The sequence below is a fragment of the Cellulomonas sp. S1-8 genome (assembly GCF_026184235.1).
In the GTDB taxonomy this organism is placed as follows: Bacteria; Actinomycetota; Actinomycetes; order Actinomycetales; family Cellulomonadaceae; genus Cellulomonas.
Window position 1 is genome coordinate 2,874,827 of sequence record NZ_CP110806.1, and the last position, 20,315, is coordinate 2,895,141.

Genomic DNA, 20,315 nt, shown 5'->3' on the forward strand with positions numbered 1-20,315 from the left:
AGCCTCAGGCCGGCTCGTCGGCCATCCGGGCCAGCGTCGTCACGGTGCGCCAGTTGCGCGCCGTGCCGACCGGGCCCGGCTGCCGGGCGAGCCGCGCGGCCAGCGGGCTGCGGCCCATGCCGTGCGGCAGGAACAGGTACACCTCGCGGCCCGCTGCGGCGAGGTCCTCCGGAGGGGTGACGTCGACGTCCGGGAGCCGGGCCGTCTCCCTGCCGGGGAGGAAGACGACGTGGTGGTGCGTCGGGTCGTCGTCGCGGTCGAGGAACGGGTTGCCGGCGACGACGGCGTGCAGCTCGTCGCGCGTGCGGACGATCACGTCGGGTCCGACCGCGAACGCGGCGGCGCACGCTGCCCGCAGGGTCGCGGCGACCTCGTCGGTGTCCGTGGCGTCCGTCGTCAGCAGCACGTTGCCGCTGTTGACGTACGTCCGGACGTCGCCGTAGCCGGCGTCGGCGACGACGCGGCGCAGGTCGACCATCGGCACCTTCGTGGCACCGCCCACGTTCACGCCGCGCAGCAGCGCCACCATGACGGTCATCGTCGGTCCTCCCCGTCGGTCGTGGTCACCGGTCAGAACAGCGTGCCCGCGCCGGAGGCGACGCGCGCCTCCAGGGCCAGCAGCTCGCGCTTGCGCTCGACGCCGCCCGAGAAGCCGATGAGCGTGCCGTCCGCGCCGATGACCCGGTGGCAGGGCACGACGATCGGCAGGTGGTTGGCGCCGTTCGCCGCGCCGACCGCGCGGGCGGTGGTGCGCGGGTCGAACCCGAGGACCGTCGCCAGCGCGCCGTACGTCGTCGTCGTGCCGTACGGGACGGTGCGCAGCCCCTCCCACACACGCTGCCGGAACGCGCTGCCGCGGTAGCGCAGCGGCAGGTCGAAGTCGCGCCGCTCACCGGCGAGGTACGACTCGAGCTGCCGGACCGCCTCGCTCAGGACGGGATCGTCCGCCGGGTCGGCACGCACCCCGAGGTCCCGGGTCGCGGGCGACCCGTCGGCGAGCGGGAACCGGACGTCCGTCACCGCGCCGTCGGCCACACCGACCGTCACCGCACCGAACGGTGCCTGCACCACCGCGTACGTCGTCGCCACGTGCCCATCCTCCCGCCGCCCACCGACACGCACCGCGCGCGTCCACCGGTGGGTAGACGCGCGCGGCGACGCCGACGTGAGGTCGAGCGGTCAGTTGGGTGCGTGCACGGCGTGCGACGGGTCCGACCCGTGGTCGCGGGTGGCGCCACGGACGTACAACGACGACGACGTGCTGCCCGAGAAGTGCTGCGCGATCGAGCCCGCGAACGGCGTGGTCGAGGCGTTGGCGCCCAGGGCGTCGGTGTAGAGCGTCGTCGGGCCCGACGTGCGCACGGAGTACGTGCCGGGCCGCATCTGGCGGATGGTCCCGCGGAACGGCGAGGCGACGTCGTCCCACGCGACCTGCTGACCGGTGCGCTGGGTGGTGCGGCGCGCCATGTCGCAGAACGCCCCCGCGACGCCCGAGTAGCAGACGTCGACCGTGCGGGCCAGGCGGCTCGGCCTGGTCGCGTCGTGGTAGCGGCTCGGGTTGAGCACGTAGAACAGCGGGGAGAGCTGGAAGGTGACCTGCGGCGTGGACAGCCGCACGTCGGAGAACCAGAACTCGTGCAGCTTGAACGAGTCGAACGCCGCACCGCCCGCGATCGCGTCGATGCAGGACGCGTCGGTCAGGAGGCGACCGAGCGACCGCGTGTCCGACGGGGAGGTCGCCGGGGTCGCGGTCCCGACCTGCGTGAACGAGCGGCCCAGCGGGCCGGGGCAGTCGGTGCTGCCGAAGCCGCCCGGGCGGCCCAGCGCGATCATGGCGCTGTAGCGGACCTGGGAGGTCGTCGTGCCCTGCGTGCAGTCGGCGTTGAACAGCAGCTCGTGCAGGTTGTTGGTGAACGCGTCCGGCGAGTGCGTGCCCTGGTGGAACTTCAGCAGCACGTCGCAGGTGGCGATCGTCGTGCCCGCCGGGGCGTCGACGGCGGTCCCGGTGTCGCCCTGGATCACCGCGACGTCGTCGGCCGCGAAGACCTTGTGCCCGACGTGGTCCTCGTGCCGGTGGCCGGTGGCGTCCGTGCTGCGGGCCAGCACCTCGCTGGTGTAGGCGAACGCCGGCCACCCGGTCTGCGCGAGCAGGACCGACGTGCGGGGGTCGTCGCCGTGCTCGTGGCCGAACGTGCAGCCGCTCGCGTCACGTGCCGGGTGCCACGTCGGGTACACCGTGCCGTCGGGCCCGTAGGTCCAGTAGTGGGCGTGCACCTCGACCGAGCACTCGCCGGCCCGGGGCTGGTAGCCCGACGCCGACGCGGACTGCAGCGCCTGGTACGCACGGCTGAGCGTGGCGCCGGCCGGCGGGAGCGCGCTGCCCCAGCCCGGGGCGGTCGGCGGCTGCGGCGGGAGCGGGTCCGTCGGCGCCGGGGTGGTGGGCGTCGGCGCCGGGGTGGTGGGGGCCGGGGTGGTGGGGGCCGGGGTGGTCGGAGCGGGGGTGGTCGGAGCCGGGGTGGTGGGGGCCGGGGTGGTCGGCGCGGGCGGCGTCGGGGTCGCCGTCGCGCCGAGCGTGCAGGTGGTGCCGTTGAACGTGATGCTCGTCGGCGCGGGGTTGGCGGTGGTCCACGTGCCGCTGAGCGAGACGACGGCGGTCCGGCCGGTGCCGAGCGCGCTGTTGTACCGCGTACCGGCGACGGTGACGCGGGTGCCGTCCTGCGCCGCGACGCCGTTGTAGGCGCGGACGACGCGCTGGCCGGACGCCGCGGTCCACGCGAGCGTCCACGAGCGCACGGGGTCACCGGTGTTGGTGACGGCGACGTTCGCCATGAAGGCGCCGGGCCACTGGGCCGTGACGGTGTAGGACGCCCGGCACGAGGCAGCGGCCTGCGCGCCTGTGGCGGTGATCAGGCCCGTCGCGGCCGTGGCGGTGAGGGTGGCGAGCGCGGTGAGGGTGGCGACGACGCGACGACGCGTCCGTCTGCCGAGTGGCGTGGACATGTGGTGCTCCCCTGGGTCCGGTGCTGGACCGGCGGGTGCGCTGCGCGCGCCCACCGACTCGTCACTCCCAGGCTCTCCCCTGCTGCAGCAACTCGTACAAAAACGGTAACCCCGAGGATTCGGACCGGGAACACTCCGTCACCCGTATGCCGAGGTGAGAATCGGCGTGTTCGGACGGGCAATGTCATCGCATGTCCGCATATCGCGGGACACGGGCCTGACCTGCTGTGACGGGCGTCAGAATTGGTTGTCGGTGCTCGTCCGCCCGACTTTCGACCGCACTTTCCCCAAAGACACGTGAGTGACGACTTGCCACCATTGTCGCGATTCTTCGTGCGATCGTCGCGGACCGGCCCCGGCATGACGCCGCGTGGCCGGACCACCGCTGCCCGGTGGTCCGGCCGCGCGCAACCACGGCGCTCAGCGCGTCGAGCTCAGCGCGTCGAGCTCAGGATCGCGCGCACCCCCACGACCAGTCCCGCCACCGCGGTGAGCCCGGCCGCGGCGACGCCCCAGACGACGGACGACGAGGTCAGGTCGCCGGCGAAGAGCGCGCGCTCGGCGTCGACGACCCACCGCAGCGGGTTGACGGTGGACGCGACCTGCATCCAGCGCGGGCCGGCCTCCAGCGGCAGCAGCAGACCGGACAGGATCATCAGGGGGAACAGCACGGTCTGCTGGACGGCCCAGAACATCCACTGCTGGTCCCGCACCGCGAGCGCGAGCGCGTAGCTGAACGCGCCGAGGCCGACGCCGAGCACGGCGAGCAGCGCGAGGCCCAGCACGACGCCCACCGGGTCGGGCCGCAGCCCGAACGGCAGCATGACCAGCACGACGAGCAGCGCCTGCGCGACCAGCGGGACGACCTCCTTCAGGGCGCGTCCGACGATCTGCGACGACCGGGACAACGGCGTCACGAGCATGCGCTCGTACGAGCCGGAGATCATCTCCTCCTGCAGGTTGGAGCCGGTCGTCGACGTGCCGAACAGCGTCGTCATGACCAGCACCGAGGGCACGAACCACAGCCAGACGTCGGCGCTCGGCAGGCCCGCGCCGACGGACCCGACGAGCAGCGGGCCGAACAGCGCGAGGAACACCAGGGGCTGGATCAGCCCGAACACGACCGAGAACGGCTCGCGGACCACGGGCCGCAGCTCGCGGACGAGCACGAGGGCCACGTCGGACCACCAGGATCGGCGGGGGTCGGCCGTCGTGGGGACGGTGGGGGTGGTGGTGAGCGTCGCGGCGGTCATGCGGCGTCCTTCCCGGCAGCTGCGGCCGCCTCGTCGTCGGAGCTGTCGGGTGCTGCGGTCGCGCCCGCGTCGCGCAGGCTGCGGCCGGTGAGGGCCAGGAAGACGTCGTCGAGCGTCGGGCGCTCGGAGCGGACCTCGGTGACGTCCAGGCCGGCGGCGGCGGCGGTGCGCACGACGTGCGGTGCGGCGCTCGGGGCGTCGGCGACGCGTGCGGTCACGCGCGTCCCGTCGACCTCGACCTCGCGCGCCCCGGGGACACGACCCAGGAGGCCCGCGAGCGCCCCGGCGTCGTCGGTGCGGGCGACCGTCAGCACCAGACGGTCGCCCGCGAGGTCGCGCTTGAGGGCGTCGGCGGTGTCGTCGGCGATGATCCGGCCGTGGTCGACGACGACGACCCGCTCGGCCATCGTGTCCGCCTCGTCGAGGTAGTGGGTGGTCAGGACGATCGTCATGTCGTGCTCGGCCCGCAGGCGCAGCACGTGGGTCCACAGGTTCGCGCGCGTGTGCGGGTCGAGGCCCGTGGACGGCTCGTCGAGGAACAGCAGGCGCGGGCCGTGGACGAGCCCGAGCGCGACGTCCACGCGGCGGCGCTGCCCGCCGGACAGGCTCTCGACCTTGCGGTGCGCGAGCCCGGCGAGGTCGAGCGCGTCGAGCAGGTCGTGCGCGCGGGTGCGGGCCGTCCGGGCGGTCAGCCCGTGGACCCGCCCGTGCACGACGAGCTCGTCGACCACGTGCTGCGAGCGCCCGGCGCCGTTGCCCTGGCCGACGTACCCGATGCGGCGGCGCACCGCGGCGGGGTCGGTGAGCACGTCGACGCCGGCGACGGTCGCGGTCCCCGCGGTGGGGCGGACGAGGGTGGTGAGCATGCGCATCGTCGTGGTCTTGCCGGCGCCGTTGGGGCCGAGCACCGCGACGAGCTCGCCGGGTGCGACGTCGAGGTCGATGCCGCGCACGGCGTGCACGGTCTGGGTGCGGCTGACGACGAAGTCCTTCGTCAGACCTCGGGTGCGGATCATGGGACTCCCCTGGGTGGTGCGCTGCGGAGCGGGACGGGACCATCGTGGAGGTGGTAGCGGTCAGCTTCTGTCCGCCACCGGTGCCACAGTGGAGGCATGTCGTCGCCGTCGTCCCGCCTGCTGTCGCTCCTGTCGCTGCTGCAGTCCCGCCGCGACTGGCCCGGTGACGTGCTCGCCGGCCGGCTCGGCGTGAGCGCGCGGACGGTGCGGCGCGACGTCGACCGGCTGCGCGACCTGGGGTACCCCGTGCACGCCACGAAGGGCCCGGACGGCGGGTACCGGCTGACGTCCGGCAGCCGGATGCCGCCGCTGCTGCTCGACGACGAGCAGGTCGTCGCGCTCTCGCTCGCGCTGCAGACCGGCGGCACCGGGGTGGACGGCGTCGACGAGGCGGCGCTCCGCGCGCTGACGACGCTGCGGCAGGTCATGCCGACGCGGCTGCGTGCCGCGTCGGACGCGCTCGCCGTCACGGTCGTGCGGCGCACCGAGGGCGGGGTCACGGTCGACCCGGAGGTGCTCCTGGCCGTCGGCACCGCCGTGCGGGCGCGGGAGGTGCTGCGCTTCGACTACGCCGGCGGGAGCGGACCGCTGCTCGGCGAGGGGGACTCCGCCTTCCGCCCCCCGCGCCGCGCCGAGCCCCACCACCTGGTGACGTGGGGCGGCCGGTGGTACCTCGTCGCGTACGACCTGGACCGCGACGACTGGCGGACGTTCCGCGTCGACCGCATGACCCCGCGCACACCGACCGGTCCCCGGGTGCCCGAGCGCAAGGTGCCGGGCGGTGACGTCGAGGCGTTCGTCGCCGGGCGCCTCGGCACCCGGCCGGTCGGCGCGTGCCGCGGCACGGCGGTGCTCGACATGCCCGCGGCGGACGTCGCCCGGTGGGCGGGCCACGACGCGCTCGTGGAGGCCGTCGGACCGGGCCGGGCCCGGATCGTCACGGGCGCGTGGTCGTGGGACGCGCTGGCGGCGGTCCTGGGGATGTTCGCCGTGCCGTTCGACGTCGAGGGTCCCGACGAGCTGGTCGCGGCGTGCGGCCGTCTGGCGGCGCGGTACGCGCGGGCGTCGGGGTAGCACCCGATACGCACCGGTCCCGCCCCCGGACGTGGAGGCGGGACCCGGTGCAAGAGCCGTCTCGCCGGCACGAGGCGTGGCAGGCTCCCGTGGCCCCGAGGGGCCGGTCCGGCTCTCGCCGGACCTGGTGCTGTGCGGACGTGACATGAGGTCGGACCCGCGGGTGGCCGGTCGCGTCTCAGCCACGATCGGCTACTGCCCCCGAGCATGTCACTGTGATGTGACCGGCGCATCTCGAACATGCGACCAGTTCGCTACCAGCCCTTTGCCGTGGACCGCCGACGGTGTCGGACCGCCGGGCTACCGTGACGCGGTGCGCGCCCACCTCGACCCCGTCCCGGCCCTCGCGTCCCTGGCGGCGCGCGCGGTCCCCGGCGTCGAGGTCGTCGACGTCGCGGCCGGCACGGTGCGCCGCCTCGTCGACCTCGGCACGGGCCCGGTCCCCGTGACGGCGCACGTCACGACCCAGGGCGTGCAGGTCCGGCCCGACCCGGCGTCCGGCGTCGGGGTGGTCGACCCGCCCTCCCCCGAGGCACTCGACCGGCTCGCCGCGCGCTGGTTCGGCCTCGACGACGACCTCGCCGCCGTGCACGACGCGCTGCAGGCCGACGCGGTCCTCGGCCCCCTGCTCGCCGCGCGCCCCCACCTGCGGGTGCCCGGCCACCCCGACGGCTTCGAGGCCGCCGTGCAGGCGGTGCTCACGCAGCAGGTGTCGCTGCACGCCGGACGCACCACCGGCGGCCGCCTCGCCGCGGCCCACGGTCGTCCGCACGCGTCCGGCCTGCTCGCCTTCCCCCGCCCGCAGGACGTGGCGGCCGTCGACCCCGTCGCGCTGCAGGCCGTGCTGCGGGTGCCGCACGCCCGGGCGCGGGCCGTGCACGCGCTCGCCGTGGCGTGCGCCGAGGGGCTCGACCTCGCGCCGGGTGGGCCCGTCGACGACGTCCGGGCGGCGCTGCTCGCGCTCCCCGGCATCGGCCCGTGGACGGCGGACGTCGTCGCGCTGCGCGCGCTGGGCGACCGGGACGCCTTCCCGTCGGGCGACCTGGTGCTGCGACGCGCGCTGGGCGTGCCGCACGCCCGTGACGTCGCCACCGCGGGCCGTGCGTGGGCGCCGTGGCGCGCCTTCGCGACGACGCACCTGTGGTCGTCGGTCGCCTACCGGGACGCCACGCCCCTCCCCCGTGGTCGGGCTGCCCCGCTGGGCCATCCGGGTGCGCCGGACGTCGGGGAGGACGCGATCCGGTGACGAGCGGGTCACGATCACGCCGATCCCGCCCGCGGTGGGCGGGGGGTCCCTAGCGTGCGGCCATGACGACGCGCACCCGCACCCTCGTGGCCACCCTCGCCGTGCTCGCCGCGCTGACGGGCTGCAGCTCGGGCGACAGCGGCTCCATGTCGGCCGACGAGGCCGCGGACCAGCCCGCCGGCATCGCCGCCGAGGACCTCGGCGGGGCGGTCGACGGCGCGGCCGAGGGGTCCGACGTCGCCGACGCTGCCGAGGACGGGACGGCGGCCACGGCGCAGCAGGTCGTCCAGACGGCGCGCGTCACCATGGTCGCGGAGGACCCGGTCGCCACGGCGCAGGACGTCGTCCGGCTGGTCGCGCGGCTCGACGGGCGCGTCGACGCCCGGTACGAGCGCTCGGGCACGGACGAGGACGACCCGGGCAGCGCGACGCTCACGGTGCGCGTCCCGTCGAGCGCGATGGCGTCGCTCCCCGACGACCTCGGCGAGCTGGGCGAGGTCCGGGAGTTCCAGGTCGCGACGGAGGACGTCACCAACGCCGCGCAGGACCTGGACGCGCGCATCGCGGCCACCGAGCTGTCGGTCGCACGCATGGCGGACCTGCTGGGCAGGGCGACGACGAACAGCGAGATCATCGAGGCGGAGAGCGCACTGACCGAGCGGCAGGCGAACCTGGAGCGCCTGCGCTCGCAGCGGTCGCGGCTGGCGGACCGGGTCGCTCTGTCCACGGTCGACATCGAGGTCTTCGCACCGGAGCGCGCGCCGGAGCCCGTCGTCGAGGAGGGCCCGGCGACGTTCCTCGACGGGCTGGAGACCGGGTGGACCGCCTTCGTGGCGACCGTCCGCGGCGTGCTCGTCGTCGTCGGCGTGCTGCTGCCGTGGCTCGTCCTGGCCGCGCTGGTCGGCGCCGGGGTGCTGTGGTGGCGCCGCCGGGCGGCCCGGAGGGCGACGCCCGTCGACCCCGCGGCCACGGCCCCCGGCGCCCCCGTGCGCCCCGGACCCACGCCCCCCGGGGCCAGCCCGACCCCCCCGTCGGGCGGGGCCGCCGGCCCCCGCTGAGGCGCGGGGAGGTCCGAAAGTCCCGTCAGCGGGACGTCCGGCGGTCGTAATCTCCTGGTAAAGAGCAGACCGGCCGCGCCGCGTCCCGGACTGCTCGCCGGGTGGCGCCTCGACGGCTGACCGCGCCCGGTCCCCCGAGGCGAGGAGCTGCGATGAGCGTCACCGTGACCGGTCCCCTGGCGGACGTGTCCCTCGCACCCGAGGTGCGCACCGCCCTCGAGGCCTGCCCGCGCCTGGTGATCCCCGCGACGCGCGAGGAGCTGTACCAGCTGGCGCTCGGCCCCGACGGCGGACCCACCTTCACCGTCGCGTACGACGTGGACGGGACGCCCGTCACCGAGGCGACCGTGACCCGGTGCCGCAACGGCGTCGCCGTGAACTACCCCGAGGACTACATGCGCCGGCGCGACCCGGACTGCATGCGCATCGCCGACGACCTGCCGACCGACAAGCCGCGCTACCGCGACATCTTCGACGCGGAGTTCGACCCCACGCGCACGCAGACCCTCGAGTGGCTCGCCACGCAGGAGCTCGTCGTGGTGCCGTTCAAGGCCGGCGGGCCGCAGTTCGGCTACCCGTCGCTCGCGATCATCCCGCTGAACAGCGCGTTCTTCGCGCTCACGCTGGTCGACCTGCAGGGCTGGGTGACGTTCGACGAGATCGGCCCGTACACGCCGCGCTCGATCCTGTACGTCGCGCCGCCGTTCCGCCACACGCACTTCGAGGGCCGCCAGGTCGTCGTCCACAACCGCTCGCAGGAGCTGCACGAGGTGTGGGCCTACAACCTGTACCCGGGTCCGAGCGCCAAGAAGGGCGTCTTCTCGGTGCTGCTCGACATCGGCGAGCAGGAGGGCTGGCTGACCGCGCACGCGTCCAGCGTCCGCGTCACGACGCCGTACGAGAACGAGACCGTGATCATGCACGAGGGTGCGTCGGGCGGCGGCAAGTCCGAGATGTGCCAGGAGATCCGCCGCGAGGACGACGGGCGCATCCTCGTCGGCACCAACGTCGTGCGCAACGAGCCGTACCACATCACCCTCGGCGAGACCTCCGCGCTGGCCCCCGTGACGGACGACATGACGCTGTGCCACCCGTCGGTGCAGAAGGGCAACGGCCGGCTCGTCGTCGCCGACGCCGAGGCCGGCTGGTTCGTGCGCGTCGACGGCATGACGAGCTACGGCGAGGACCCCGCGTTCGAGCGGGCAGTGATCCAGCCGCAGGAGCACCTGCTGTTCCTGTCGATCGACGGCGTGCCCGACGCGACGGCGCTGCCGTGGGAGCACACGCTCGACTCGAACGGCAAGCGATGCCCCAACCCGCGCGTCGTCATCCCGCGGTCGTTCATCAAGAACGTCATCAACGAGCCCAAGGAGGTCGACGTCCGCACGTTCGGCGTGCGCATGCCGCTGTGCACGCGGGAGGCCCCCAGCTACGGGATCATGGGGATGATGCACCTCATCCCGCCGTCGCTGGCGTGGGTGTGGCGTCTGATCGCCCCGCGCGGGGACAAGAACCCGTCGATCGGTGAGAGCAGGGACGTCAAGAAGGCGCTGCGGCACGGCGGCATGGTCGCCGAGGGCGTCGGGTCGTACTGGCCGTTCTCGACGGGCACCAAGGTGGCCGCGGCGAACCTGCTGCTGCGTCAGATCGTCGAGAACGACCGCACCCGGTACGTGCTCGTGCCCAACCAGCACATCGGCGCGTACAAGGTCGGCTTCTCCGCCGAGTGGCTGACGCGCGAGTACCTGGCGCGGCGCGGCGGCGGGCGCATCCAGCCGGAGCAGCTGACGCCCGCGCGGTGCTCCCTGTTCGGCTACCGGCCCAAGGACGTCAAGGTGGACGGGCAGCAGATCCGCCCGACGCTGCTGCAGCCGGAGTACCAGTCGCAGGTCGGGATCGAGGCGTACGACGCGGGAGCGAAGATCCTCACGGACTTCTTCCGCGCCGAGCTCGAGCAGTTCCTCACCGACGACCTGGACCCGCTCGGGCGGCAGATCATCGAGGTCGTCCTGCGCGGCGGCGGCGTCGAGGAGTACGAGGCGCTCACGCCGATGTACGTCTGACGCGACGGCACCGGGGCCGCACCCTGCTCGTGGGGGTGCGGCCCTGTGTCGCGCGGACCACCGGCGTGCCACGATGCCCAGGACGCCACGCCACTGCCACCCGCTGCCACCCGCACGGAGGGACGCATGACGAGCACGGCTCCCGACCTCACCGACGACCGCCCCCACGCCGAGGACCCCACCGCGGTCCTCGACCGCCTCGGCACGACCGCCGACGGGCTGACGTCCGACGAGGCCGCGGTCCGGCTGGAGGCCGTCGGGCCCAACCGGCTGGCGACACCGCCGCGCCCGCACGTCGTCCTGCGCTTCCTGGGGCACTTCGACGACGTGCTCATCTACATCCTGCTGGCCGCGGCCGTGCTCAAGGCGTTCCTGGGCGACTGGGTCGACTTCACCGTCATCCTCGTCGTCGCGCTGGTGAACGCGCTCGTCGGCTTCCTGCAGGAGGGGCAGGCCGAGCGCGCGCTGGACGGCATCCGCACCATGCTGTCGCTGACGGCCACCGCGCGGCGCGACGGGCAGTGGGCGGACCTCGACGCCGCGACCCTCGTGCCCGGCGACGTCGTGCGGGTGCGCCCGGGCGACAAGGTGCCCGCGGACGTCCGGCTCGTGGCCTCGACGAACCTGCAGGTCGACGAGTCCGCGCTGACGGGCGAGTCCGTGCCCGCGAGCAAGGGCGTCGAGGCCGTCGGCGCCGACGCGGGCGTCGGGGACCGCTCGAGCATGCTGTTCTCCGGCACGATCGTCGCGGCGGGCACCGGCCTGGGCGTCGTGACGACGACGGGTGCGCGGACGGAGATCGGGCGGATCCAGTCGCTCATCGCCGACGTCGACCACCTCGACACCCCGTTGAAGCAGCAGCTCGGCCGCCTGGGCACGCTGCTCTCGCGCGGGATCCTCGTCATGGCGTTCGTGATGCTCGTCGTCGGGCGCGTCCTGCACGACTTCGCGCTGCCGGACCTGCTGTCGGCGGCCATCGGGTTCGCCGTCGCCGCCGTGCCGGAGGGCCTGCCTGCGCTCGTGACGATCACGCTCGCGCTCGGCGTGCAGCAGATGGCCCGGCAGCACGCGATCACCCGCAAGCTGCCGTCGGTCGAGGCGCTCGGGTCGGTCACCACCATCTGCTCGGACAAGACCGGCACGCTGACGAAGAACGAGATGACGGCCCGCACCGTCGTCACCGCCGAGCACGTCTACGGCGTCGAGGGCCTGGGCTACGAGCCGACCGGCGGCGTGACCCTCGACGGGTCCGCCGCCGCACCCGCGGACCACGGCGACCTCGACGCGCTGCTGCGTGCCGGCGCGATCTGCAACGACGCCCTGGTCGTCGCGGACGACGCGGGCCGCTGGGGCGTCGTCGGGCCGCCCACCGAGGGCGCGCTGGTCACGCTCGCGCTCAAGGCCGACGTCGACACCTCCGCGGTGCACCGCGTCGCGGACGTGCCGTTCGAGTCGGCCAACAAGCTGTCGGCCACCCTGGACCGCCTGCCCGACGGTGCGCTGCGCGTGCACGTCGTCGGCGCCCCGGACCGGCTCCTGGACCGCTCGACGACGCAGCGCGACGCCACCGGCGCCCCTGTCCCGCTGGACCGCGCGCACTGGGAGCGCACGATCGACGAGCTCGGCGGGCAGGGGCTGCGCGTGCTCGCCGCGGCCGAGCGGCCCGCCGCACCCGGGACGGCCCACCTCGCGCTGGGGGACGTCGACACGGGCCTGACGTTCCTGGGGCTCGTCGGGATCGTCGACCCGCCGCGCCCCGAGGTCGTCGCCGCCATCGCCGACTGCCACCGCGCGGGCATCGCCGTGAAGATGATCACGGGCGACCACGCCGGCACGGCCGTCGCCATCGCCCGCGAGCTCGGCATCGTGCCCCCGGGGCAGGAGGTCCGGGCGCTCACGGGCGCCGAGCTCGAGGCGATGACCCAGGAGGAGCTGCGCGGCTGCGTGCGGGACGTCGACGTGTACGCCCGCGCGAGCCCCGAGCACAAGATCCGCATCGTGCGTGCCCTGCAGTCGCACGGCGAGGTCGTCGCGATGACCGGCGACGGCGTCAACGACGCGCCGGCGCTGACCCGCGCGGACATCGGCATCGCCATGGGCATCAAGGGCACCGAGGCCACCAAGGAGGCCGCCGAGATCGTCCTGGCGGACGACAACTTCGCGACCATCGAGCGGGCCGTGGAGGAGGGGCGCCGGATCTACGACAACATCCGCAAGTCGGTGGTGTTCCTGCTGCCCACCAACGGCGCGCAGTCCCTCGTCATCCTCGTCGCCGTGCTGTTCGGCCTCGCGCTGCCGCTGAGCCCCGTGCAGATCCTGTGGGTCAACCTCGTCACCGCCGTCACCCTGTCGCTGGCGCTGGCGTACGAGCCCGCCGAGCCCGGGATCATGGACCGCCCGCCGCGCTCACCGAAGGAGCCGGTGCTGTCGCGGCCCTCGCTCGTGGTCGTCGTGTGGGCGTCCCTGCTCATCGGCGGCGCGACCCTGGGCGTCTACCTGCTGGAGCGGGGGTTCGGCGAGGGCGACGGCGTCGCGCGGACGTCCGCGGTCGCCATGCTGGTCCTCGGCCAGATGGCGTTCCTGTTCTCCTGCCGGTTCCTCGGGTCGTCGAGCCTCACGTGGCGGGTGCTGGTGGGCAACCCCGTCGTGTGGATCGCCGTCGGCTCGCTGCTGGTCCTGCAGCTCGTGTTCACGTACGCGCCGTTCATGAACGCGTGGTTCGAGTCCGCGCCGATCGGGCCGCGGGACTGGGGGCTGGCGTTCGTCCTGGCGATCGTCGTCTTCCTGCTGTGCGAGCTGGGCAAGGTCGTCGCGCGGCGCGTGACCGCCTGAGGGGACCCGGATCAGGCGGGGGCGTCGTCCAGCACCGTCACGCGGGGGTGCGTTCCGGCGGGACGAACCAGCTGACCGACCGCGCGACGTCGCCCGCCCGCAGCCACGTGTGCCGCTCCGAGCGCGGGTCCGCGTCGTGCTCGCGCCACGCCACCATCACGTGCGTGCGCGTCCAGCGGATCGCCCGTGCCGCGCGCCACTCCTCGCCGCCGTCCGACCACACCAGCCGCACGACGACCGCGACGTCCCCCTGCGGGCGCGTCGGGATGCCGTCGGGCACCTCGCTGTTGGCGACGTCGCGCGCCGGAGGTCGGGGCGGGAGCGCGCGGTCGGACATGGTGCGAGCGTAATCGAACACCTGTTCGATCGAACCGCCGCACGCGAAGAATCACCCGCCAGGGCCCGGTGTCACGGCAACGCGTGAAGCGTTCGGGACACCCGGTGACCCGAACGCTCCCCGCCGGGTCACGGGAGCTGGTTGATGCGCACCATGTTGCCCGCCGGGTCGCGGAACGCGCAGTCGCGGGTGCCGTACGGCTGGTCCATCGGCTCCTGGACGACCTCGGCGCCGGCCGCCTGCACCGTGTCGAACACGGCGTCGACGTCCGACGTCGCCAGGACGACCGACGCGTACGAGCCCTTCGCCATGAGCTCGGCGATCGTGCGCCGCTCGTCGTCGGTGATGCCCGGGTCCGCGGCCGGCGGGTGCAGGACGATCGACGTCTGCGGCTGCGCCGGCGGCCCGACGGTGATCCAGCGCATGTCGCCGTAGCCGACGTCGTTGCGCACCTCGAAGTCGAGGACGTCGCGGTAGAACGCCAGCGACGCCTCGGGGTCATCGGTCGGGAGGAACGTGTAGTGGATGAGAAGGTCCATGCCCCCCACGCTAGGAGGGCCGGACCTCGCGGTGCTTCTCGGATCCTGACCGGTTGCGCTGCGGCCGCATCACCTGCTTGGCCACGCAGCTCGGGATGCCCGCACCGTCGCCCGCCGCGATCCGGCGGTACTCCGACGGCGAGATGCCGACGAGCTCGGAGAACCGCGTGCTGAACGTCCCCAGCGACGAGCACCCGACCGCGAAGCAGACCTCGGTGACCGACAGGTCGCCGCGCCGCAGCAACGTCATGGCCCGCTCGATGCGCCGCGTCATGAGGTACGCGTACGGCGACTCCCCGAAGGCGGCACGGAACTGCCGGCTCAGGTGCCCGGCGGACATGTGCGCGCCGCGCGCGAGCGCCTCGACGTCGAGCGGCTGCGCGTAGTCGCGGTCGATGCGGTCGCGCACGGTCCGCATCGACCGCAGCTCGCGCAGGCGCGCGTCGACGTCGGTGATCATGGGCACAGCCTGCCTCCCGCACGGCGCGGGTGACCAGTGCCACCTACGATCGACGGCACCGAGGGAACCGGGAGCGGGCGCCGCACGTTCCTCCCCCGTCCCCCGCCTGCCCGCACCACCGAGACGATCGGAGAGCCCCGATGGACCCCGACAGTCCTGGGCACAGTCCCGTGCCCCACCCCTGCCGCGCGCGTGCGACGCGACCGGAGGTGGGGCTCTGATGTGGGTCCTCACCCTCCTGCTGGGTGTGCTGGTCGTCCTGGCGATCACCGCCGCGACCGCGTACTTCGTCGCGCAGGAGTTCGGGTACATGTCCGTCGACCGCTCGCGTCTGGCGGCGCGCGCCGAGTCCGGTGACGAGGGTGCGCGCAAGGCGCTGGGCGTCACGCGCCGCACGTCGTTCATGCTGTCCGGCGCGCAGCTCGGCATCACCGTCACCGGCCTGCTGGTCGGGTACGTCGCCGAGCCGCTGATCGGCGAGTCCCTGGGCGAGGCCCTCGGCATGGTCGACGTGCCGACGGGCGTCGGCATCGCCGTCGGCACGGTGCTCGCGCTGCTGTTCTCCACGCTCGTGCAGATGCTGTTCGGCGAGCTCTTCCCCAAGAACCTGGCCATCGCGCGGCCGGAGGCCACGGCGGTGCGGCTCGCGACGTCGACCGTCTGGTACCTGCGGGCGTTCGGCTGGCTCATCCGCGTCTTCGACGCCGCGTCGAACGCGCTGCTCAAGGTGCTGGGGATCGAGCCCGTGCACGACGTCGAGCACTCCGCGACGGCGCGCGACCTCGAGCACATCGTGGCCGGCTCCCCCGACCTGCCGCGGGACCTGTCCGTGCTGCTGGACCGGATCCTGGACTTCCCGCAGCGCGACGTCGAGCACGCCATGGTGCCGCGCTCGCGCGTCGACACCGTGAGCCCGGGCACGACCGTCACGCGGCTGCGTGAGCTCATGTCCGACGGCCACTCCCGCTACCCGGTCCTCGACGCGGAGAGCGTCACCGGCGTCGTGCACCTGCCCGACGTGCTGCGGTGCACCGACCCGGCCGCGACCGCGGCGGGCCTGCAGCGCCCGGCCGCGCTCGTGCCGGAGTCGATGCCGCTGCCCGACGCGGTCCGGCTCCTGCTCGGGTCGCAGAACCAGCTCGCCGTCGTCATCGACGAGTACGGCGGGTTCGCCGGTGCCCTGTCCCTCGAGGACGCCGCCGAGGAGCTGGTCGGGGAGATCCACGACGAGCACGACCCGATGGACACGGCCGACGCGACGCTGCAGGACGACGGCTCGTGGGTCGTCGCGGGCGACGTGCACATCGACGAGGTCGAGCGGGCCCTGGGCGTCGACCTGCCGCGCGACGACTACGAGACCATCGCGGGTCTCACGATCGACGCGCACGGCGCCCTGCCCCCGCAGGGCACGGTCGTCGAGGTCCCGCTGCCCGCCGACCCGGCGCACCTGGCCGACGCCGAGGCGCCGCCGGACCTGGTGCTACGCATCGAGGTGCTCGAGGTCGACCGGCACGTGCCCGCGCGCGTCCGGCTGAGCGTCGCCCCGGCACCGCCGCCCGGTGACGGTGACGACACCCGGGCGCACGACGCCGACGACAGCCACGACGACGAGGAGGCGGACCGATGAGCAACCCCGGGGTCCTGGTGGCCGTGACGGCCGTGATCATCGCGCTGTCCGCGTTTTTCGTCGCCGTCGAGTTCGCGATGCTCGCCGCCCGCCGGCACCGGTTCGAGGACCTGGCGGCCACGAGCCGCAACGCCCGCGCGGCGCTGCGCAGCTCGCACGAGCTGACGGTCCTGCTCGCCGGTGCGCAGCTCGGCATCACCGCCTGCACGCTGGCGCTCGGTGCGCTCACCAAACCGGCCGTGCACCACTGGCTGACGCCGGTCTTCGAGTCCTGGGGCCTGCCGGCCATCGCGGTTGACGTCGCCGGGTTCGTGCTCGCGCTGATCATCGTGACGTTCCTGCACCTCGTGATCGGGGAGATGGCCCCGAAGTCGTGGGCCATCGCGCACCCCGAGACGTCCGCGCTGCTGCTCGCGGTGCCCATGCGCGCGTTCATGTGGGCGACCCGGCCCGTCCTGCGGGTCCTCAACGAGATGGCCAACGCGATGCTGCGGCGCCTGGGCGTCGAGCCGGTCGACGAGATGTCCGCCGGCACCGACCCCGCGTCCCTGCGCCACCTGCTGGAGCACTCGGCGAACGTGGGGGCGCTCGACGCCGCGTTCTCGGCGCAGCTCTCGCAGGCCCTCGAGCTGCAGCGGATGACCGTCGAGGACCTGGCGCACCCCGCGTCGGTGCCCGTCACGGTGCCGACGGACGCGACCGTCGCCGACGTGCAGCGCGCGTCCCTCGACAGCGGCCACCTGCGCATCCTCGTCGGCGACGGCCGGGTCACGGGGGTCGTGCACGTCCGCGACACGCTGACGAGCGCGCCCGACGACCCGGCGGCGCCGTTCGTCCGGCCGGTGTACGAGCTGGCGGCGGGCACGCGCGTCGCCACCGCGTTCGCCGGGATGCGCGAGGGTCGGCACCATCTGGCCGTCGTCACGGGCGGTGAGCGCACGCTCGTCGTGACGTTGGCGGACGTCGTCGAGCGGCTGCTGCCGCAGGCCACGCGCGCCGCCACGGTCTGACGCGCCCGGGCGTGCGGGCCCGTCCCTACCGGACGGCTGCCCGCACGCCCAGGGACGCGCTCCCCGCGCGCACCGGCGCCGGCAGCTCGCTGGCACCCATGAGGTACGCGTCGACGCTCGCCGCCGCGGCGCGCCCCTCGGCGATCGCCCACACCACCAGCGACTGCCCCCGGCCCGCGTCGCCCGCGACGAACACGCCCGGCACGTCGGTCGCGAAGTCGTCGGCGCGAGCGACCGCGCCCCGCGCCGTGCGGGTCACGCCGAGGCCGTCGAGCAGCGGCCCCGGCTCGACGCCCGTGAACCCCAGCGCGAGCAGCACGAGCCCCGCGGGCAGCTCACGTCGCGTCCCGGGGACGGGGCGGAACCGGCCGTCGACGGTCTCGACGTCCTCCACCTCGACCGCGCGCACCGCGCCGGCGCCGTCGTCGAGGAGCTGCACGGAGCTCGTCGCCCAGACCCGTGCGCCGCCCTCGTCGTGGGCGCTCGACGTGCGCAGCACCCGCGGGTACGTCGGCCAGGGCTGGTCCGCGGGACGCAGCTCCGGCGGGCTCGGCAGGATCTCGAGCTGCGTGACCGAGCGGGCGCCCTGCCGCAGCGCGGTCCCCAGGCAGTCGGCGCCGGTGTCGCCGCCGCCGACCACCACGACGTCGAGGCCGGTCGCCAGGACCTGCCCCGGCACGTCGTCACCGACGGCGACCCGGTTGCCCTGCGGCAGGTACGTCATCGCCTGCACGACGCCCCGCAGGTCGTGGCCCGGCACGGGCAGGTCGCGCGGGACGGTCGACCCGGTGGCGACCACGACCGCGTCGTAGCGCGCGAGCAGCTGCTCGCCCGTGACGTCGACACCCACGTCGACACCCGTGCGGAACCGTGTGCCCTCGGCGCGCATCTGCTCCAGGCGCCGGTCGATCACGGACATCTCGAGCTTGAACTCGGGGATGCCGTAACGCAGCAGGCCGCCCGGGCGGTCGGCCCGCTCGAGGACGACGACCGTGTGCCCGGCGCGCGTGAGCTGCTGCGCGCACGCCAGGCCCGCCGGCCCGGACCCGACGACCGCGACCGTGCGCCCCGACAGCCGACCCGGGACGTGCGGCGTCAGCAGGCCGCGCGCGAACCCCTCCTCGGCCACGGCCACCTCGACGTGGCGGATCGTCAGCGGCTCGTCGTTGATCCCCAGGACGCACGCGGCCTCGCACGGCGCCGGGCAGATGCGCCCGGTGACCTCGGGGAAGTTGTTGGTGGCGTGCAGCCGGTCGTACGCGTCGACCCACTGGTCCCGCCACGCGAGGTCCTGCCAGGCGGGCATCTCGTTGCCCAGCGGGCACGCGACGTGGCAGAACGGGATGCCGCAGTCCATGCAGCGTCCCGCCTGGCGGCGCACCAGCGCGACGTCGTCGGGGTGGGCCGCGCGGTGCGCGTGGACCTCACGCCAGTCGAGCAGGCGCACGGCGACCGGCCGGTCGGCGGGCAGCTCGCGGTGCCGCGTCGTCAGGAAGCCTCGGGGGTCGGCCACGGTCGCTCCGGGTGGACGAAGGGTCCCTGGGCCGCCGCGGACACGCGACGTCGGGGGTCGGCGCCCACGCTAGGACGCGTGCGGGGGCCCCCGAGGGGCCCGAGGTCCCGGGTGCTCGGCCGGGTCTGCGTCGACGTCGGTCGCGACGTCGGTCGTCGCGGGCGACGACGGGGCGACGGGGCGACCTGGCGACGACGGGACGACGACGGGGCGACGACCGGGCGACGGCGACGGCGCGCCCGTCGGGTGAAATGACCGCTGCTCGGCTCGTGCGGTGCGTGCGCCGGGCGAGAGTGGTCGTGTGCGCGCGGGCCGGGACGTCGACGACGGTCCCGGACGCGAGCCCGCACCCGTGGCGAGGCCGCGCCACCCGTACTTCGACGACCCGAGCGGGGTCGTCGCGCTCGCGCACCGCGGCTTCGCGCTCGACGGGCGGGAGAACTCGCTGACGGCGTTCGGTGCCGCCGTCGACCTCGGGTTCCGGTACGTCGAGACCGACGCCCACGCCACGTCGGACCACGTCGCGGTGGCCCTGCACGACGAGACCCTCGACCGGACGACGGACGCCGAGGGCCTGGTGTCCGAGCTGCCGTGGTCCGTGGTGAGGCGGGCGCTCATCGGTGGCGTCGACCCGGTGCCGCGGCTGGAGGACGTGCTGGGGACGTGGCCCCACCTGCGCGTCAACATCGACGTCAAGAGCGAGCACGCGATCGTGCCCGTCGCCGACGCGATCGAGCGCACCGCCGCGCACGACCGCGTCTGCGTGACGTCGTTCTCGGCTGCCCGCCGCCGCGAGACGCTGGCCCGTCTGAGCCTGCCCGTGGCCACGTCGGCCGCGACGGGCGAGGTCGTGCGGTTCCTCGCCGCGCGGCACCTGCGCTCGGCGCGGCTCGCCGCCCGGGCGCTGCGCCACGTCGACGCCCTGCAGGTCCCGGTCGCCGACGGGCGGGTGCGGGTGGTCGACGCCGCCTCGGTCGCGGCCGCGCACGCCGTGGGCCGGCACGTGCACGTGTGGACGATCAACGACCCGGCCGAGATGCACCGCCTCCTCGACCTGGGCGTCGACGGCCTGGTCACGGACCGCGCCGACCTCCTCCGCGACGTCCTGCGCTCCCGCCACCTCTGGCCCTGACCCCACCCGCCGTCTCGCGAGAGGTCGATCCAGCCCCACCCCGACCGGAACACCGGTCGCGTTCCGAGCCGCCATGCGGTGAGTCGGGTTCCGCTCGGCGGCGGCAAGGGACGGCGGGTGGACGACGGGGTCGCCGACCGGAACACCGGTCCCCG

General features: G+C 74.5%; 17 protein-coding genes. 8 read left to right on the forward strand and 9 right to left on the reverse strand.

Annotation, left to right across the window (positions count from 1 at the left end; translation table 11 throughout):
- Nucleotides 1–4: 4 nt before the first annotated feature.
- The 5 genes from OKX07_RS12900 to OKX07_RS12920 form a co-directional block, all read right to left on the reverse strand.
- Complete coding sequence (locus tag OKX07_RS12900; protein WP_265628465.1) at nucleotides 5–538, reverse strand: DUF1697 domain-containing protein; 534 nt, start codon at nucleotides 536–538, stop codon at nucleotides 5–7.
- A gap of 32 nt (nucleotides 539–570) precedes the next feature.
- Nucleotides 571–1,089, reverse strand: coding sequence for a methylated-DNA--[protein]-cysteine S-methyltransferase (locus OKX07_RS12905; protein ID WP_265628466.1), 519 nt, complete (start codon nucleotides 1,087–1,089; stop codon nucleotides 571–573).
- A gap of 90 nt (nucleotides 1,090–1,179) precedes the next feature.
- A complete protein-coding gene (locus OKX07_RS12910) occupies nucleotides 1,180–3,000 on the reverse strand; it encodes a cellulose binding domain-containing protein (protein WP_265628467.1) in 1,821 nt (606 codons plus the stop codon).
- Nucleotides 3,001–3,434: 434 nt separating this feature from the next.
- On the reverse strand, nucleotides 3,435–4,253 hold the full coding sequence (locus OKX07_RS12915) for an ABC transporter permease (protein WP_265628468.1): 819 nt from the start codon (nucleotides 4,251–4,253) through the stop codon (nucleotides 3,435–3,437).
- On the reverse strand, nucleotides 4,250–5,269 hold the full coding sequence (locus OKX07_RS12920; RefSeq protein ID WP_265628469.1) for an ATP-binding cassette domain-containing protein: 1,020 nt from the start codon (nucleotides 5,267–5,269) through the stop codon (nucleotides 4,250–4,252). The genes OKX07_RS12915 and OKX07_RS12920 overlap by 4 nt, the downstream gene beginning before the upstream one ends.
- Nucleotides 5,270–5,365: 96 nt before the next feature.
- Between OKX07_RS12920 and OKX07_RS12925 the strand changes: the two genes are divergently transcribed.
- The 5 genes from OKX07_RS12925 (at nucleotide 5,366) to OKX07_RS12945 (ending at nucleotide 13,542) form a co-directional block, all read left to right on the forward strand.
- Complete coding sequence (locus tag OKX07_RS12925; RefSeq protein ID WP_265628470.1) at nucleotides 5,366–6,343, forward strand: helix-turn-helix transcriptional regulator; 978 nt, start codon at nucleotides 5,366–5,368, stop codon at nucleotides 6,341–6,343.
- Between the two features lie 313 nt (nucleotides 6,344–6,656).
- Entirely contained in the window at nucleotides 6,657–7,589 is a 933-nt protein-coding gene (locus OKX07_RS12930; RefSeq protein ID WP_265628471.1) for a DNA-3-methyladenine glycosylase family protein, read from the forward strand.
- A gap of 62 nt (nucleotides 7,590–7,651) precedes the next feature.
- On the forward strand, nucleotides 7,652–8,647 hold the full coding sequence (locus OKX07_RS12935; RefSeq protein ID WP_265628472.1) for a DUF4349 domain-containing protein: 996 nt from the start codon (nucleotides 7,652–7,654) through the stop codon (nucleotides 8,645–8,647).
- Between the two features lie 152 nt (nucleotides 8,648–8,799).
- Nucleotides 8,800–10,710 carry a DUF4914 family protein gene (locus OKX07_RS12940; RefSeq protein WP_265628473.1) on the forward strand — a complete coding sequence of 637 codons (1,911 nt, stop codon included), beginning with the start codon at nucleotides 8,800–8,802 and terminating at the stop codon, nucleotides 10,708–10,710.
- A 126-nt stretch (nucleotides 10,711–10,836) separates the two neighbouring features.
- Nucleotides 10,837–13,542 carry a cation-translocating P-type ATPase gene (locus OKX07_RS12945; RefSeq protein WP_265628474.1) on the forward strand — a complete coding sequence of 902 codons (2,706 nt, stop codon included), beginning with the start codon at nucleotides 10,837–10,839 and terminating at the stop codon, nucleotides 13,540–13,542.
- Nucleotides 13,543–13,579: 37 nt separating this feature from the next.
- Here OKX07_RS12945 and OKX07_RS12950 read toward each other — a convergent pair whose 3' ends face one another.
- The 3 genes from OKX07_RS12950 to OKX07_RS12960 form a co-directional block, all read right to left on the reverse strand.
- The gene (locus OKX07_RS12950; RefSeq protein WP_265628475.1) at nucleotides 13,580–13,879 is read right to left on the reverse strand and encodes a hypothetical protein; all 300 of its coding nucleotides are present in this window, start codon (nucleotides 13,877–13,879) and stop codon (nucleotides 13,580–13,582) included.
- A 128-nt stretch (nucleotides 13,880–14,007) separates the two neighbouring features.
- Nucleotides 14,008–14,418 carry a VOC family protein gene (locus OKX07_RS12955; RefSeq protein WP_265628476.1) on the reverse strand — a complete coding sequence of 137 codons (411 nt, stop codon included), beginning with the start codon at nucleotides 14,416–14,418 and terminating at the stop codon, nucleotides 14,008–14,010.
- 10 nt (nucleotides 14,419–14,428) lie between these two features.
- A complete protein-coding gene (locus tag OKX07_RS12960; RefSeq protein ID WP_265628477.1) occupies nucleotides 14,429–14,878 on the reverse strand; it encodes a helix-turn-helix transcriptional regulator in 450 nt (149 codons plus the stop codon).
- A 220-nt stretch (nucleotides 14,879–15,098) separates the two neighbouring features.
- On the opposite strand from OKX07_RS12960, the gene OKX07_RS12965 reads away from it, so the two are divergent.
- Together OKX07_RS12965 and OKX07_RS12970 are read left to right on the forward strand one after the other, a co-directional pair.
- On the forward strand, nucleotides 15,099–16,505 hold the full coding sequence (locus OKX07_RS12965) for a hemolysin family protein (protein ID WP_265628478.1): 1,407 nt from the start codon (nucleotides 15,099–15,101) through the stop codon (nucleotides 16,503–16,505).
- A complete protein-coding gene (locus OKX07_RS12970; protein ID WP_265628479.1) occupies nucleotides 16,502–17,515 on the forward strand; it encodes a hemolysin family protein in 1,014 nt (337 codons plus the stop codon). The genes OKX07_RS12965 and OKX07_RS12970 overlap by 4 nt, the downstream gene beginning before the upstream one ends.
- A gap of 25 nt (nucleotides 17,516–17,540) precedes the next feature.
- On the opposite strand, the gene OKX07_RS12975 is transcribed toward OKX07_RS12970, so the two are convergent.
- Entirely contained in the window at nucleotides 17,541–19,028 is a 1,488-nt protein-coding gene (locus OKX07_RS12975) for a glutamate synthase subunit beta (protein ID WP_265628480.1), read from the reverse strand.
- 301 nt (nucleotides 19,029–19,329) lie between these two features.
- On the opposite strand from OKX07_RS12975, the gene OKX07_RS12980 reads away from it, so the two are divergent.
- The gene (locus OKX07_RS12980; protein ID WP_265628481.1) at nucleotides 19,330–20,160 is read left to right on the forward strand and encodes a glycerophosphodiester phosphodiesterase family protein; all 831 of its coding nucleotides are present in this window, start codon (nucleotides 19,330–19,332) and stop codon (nucleotides 20,158–20,160) included.
- Nucleotides 20,161–20,315 lie beyond the last annotated feature (155 nt).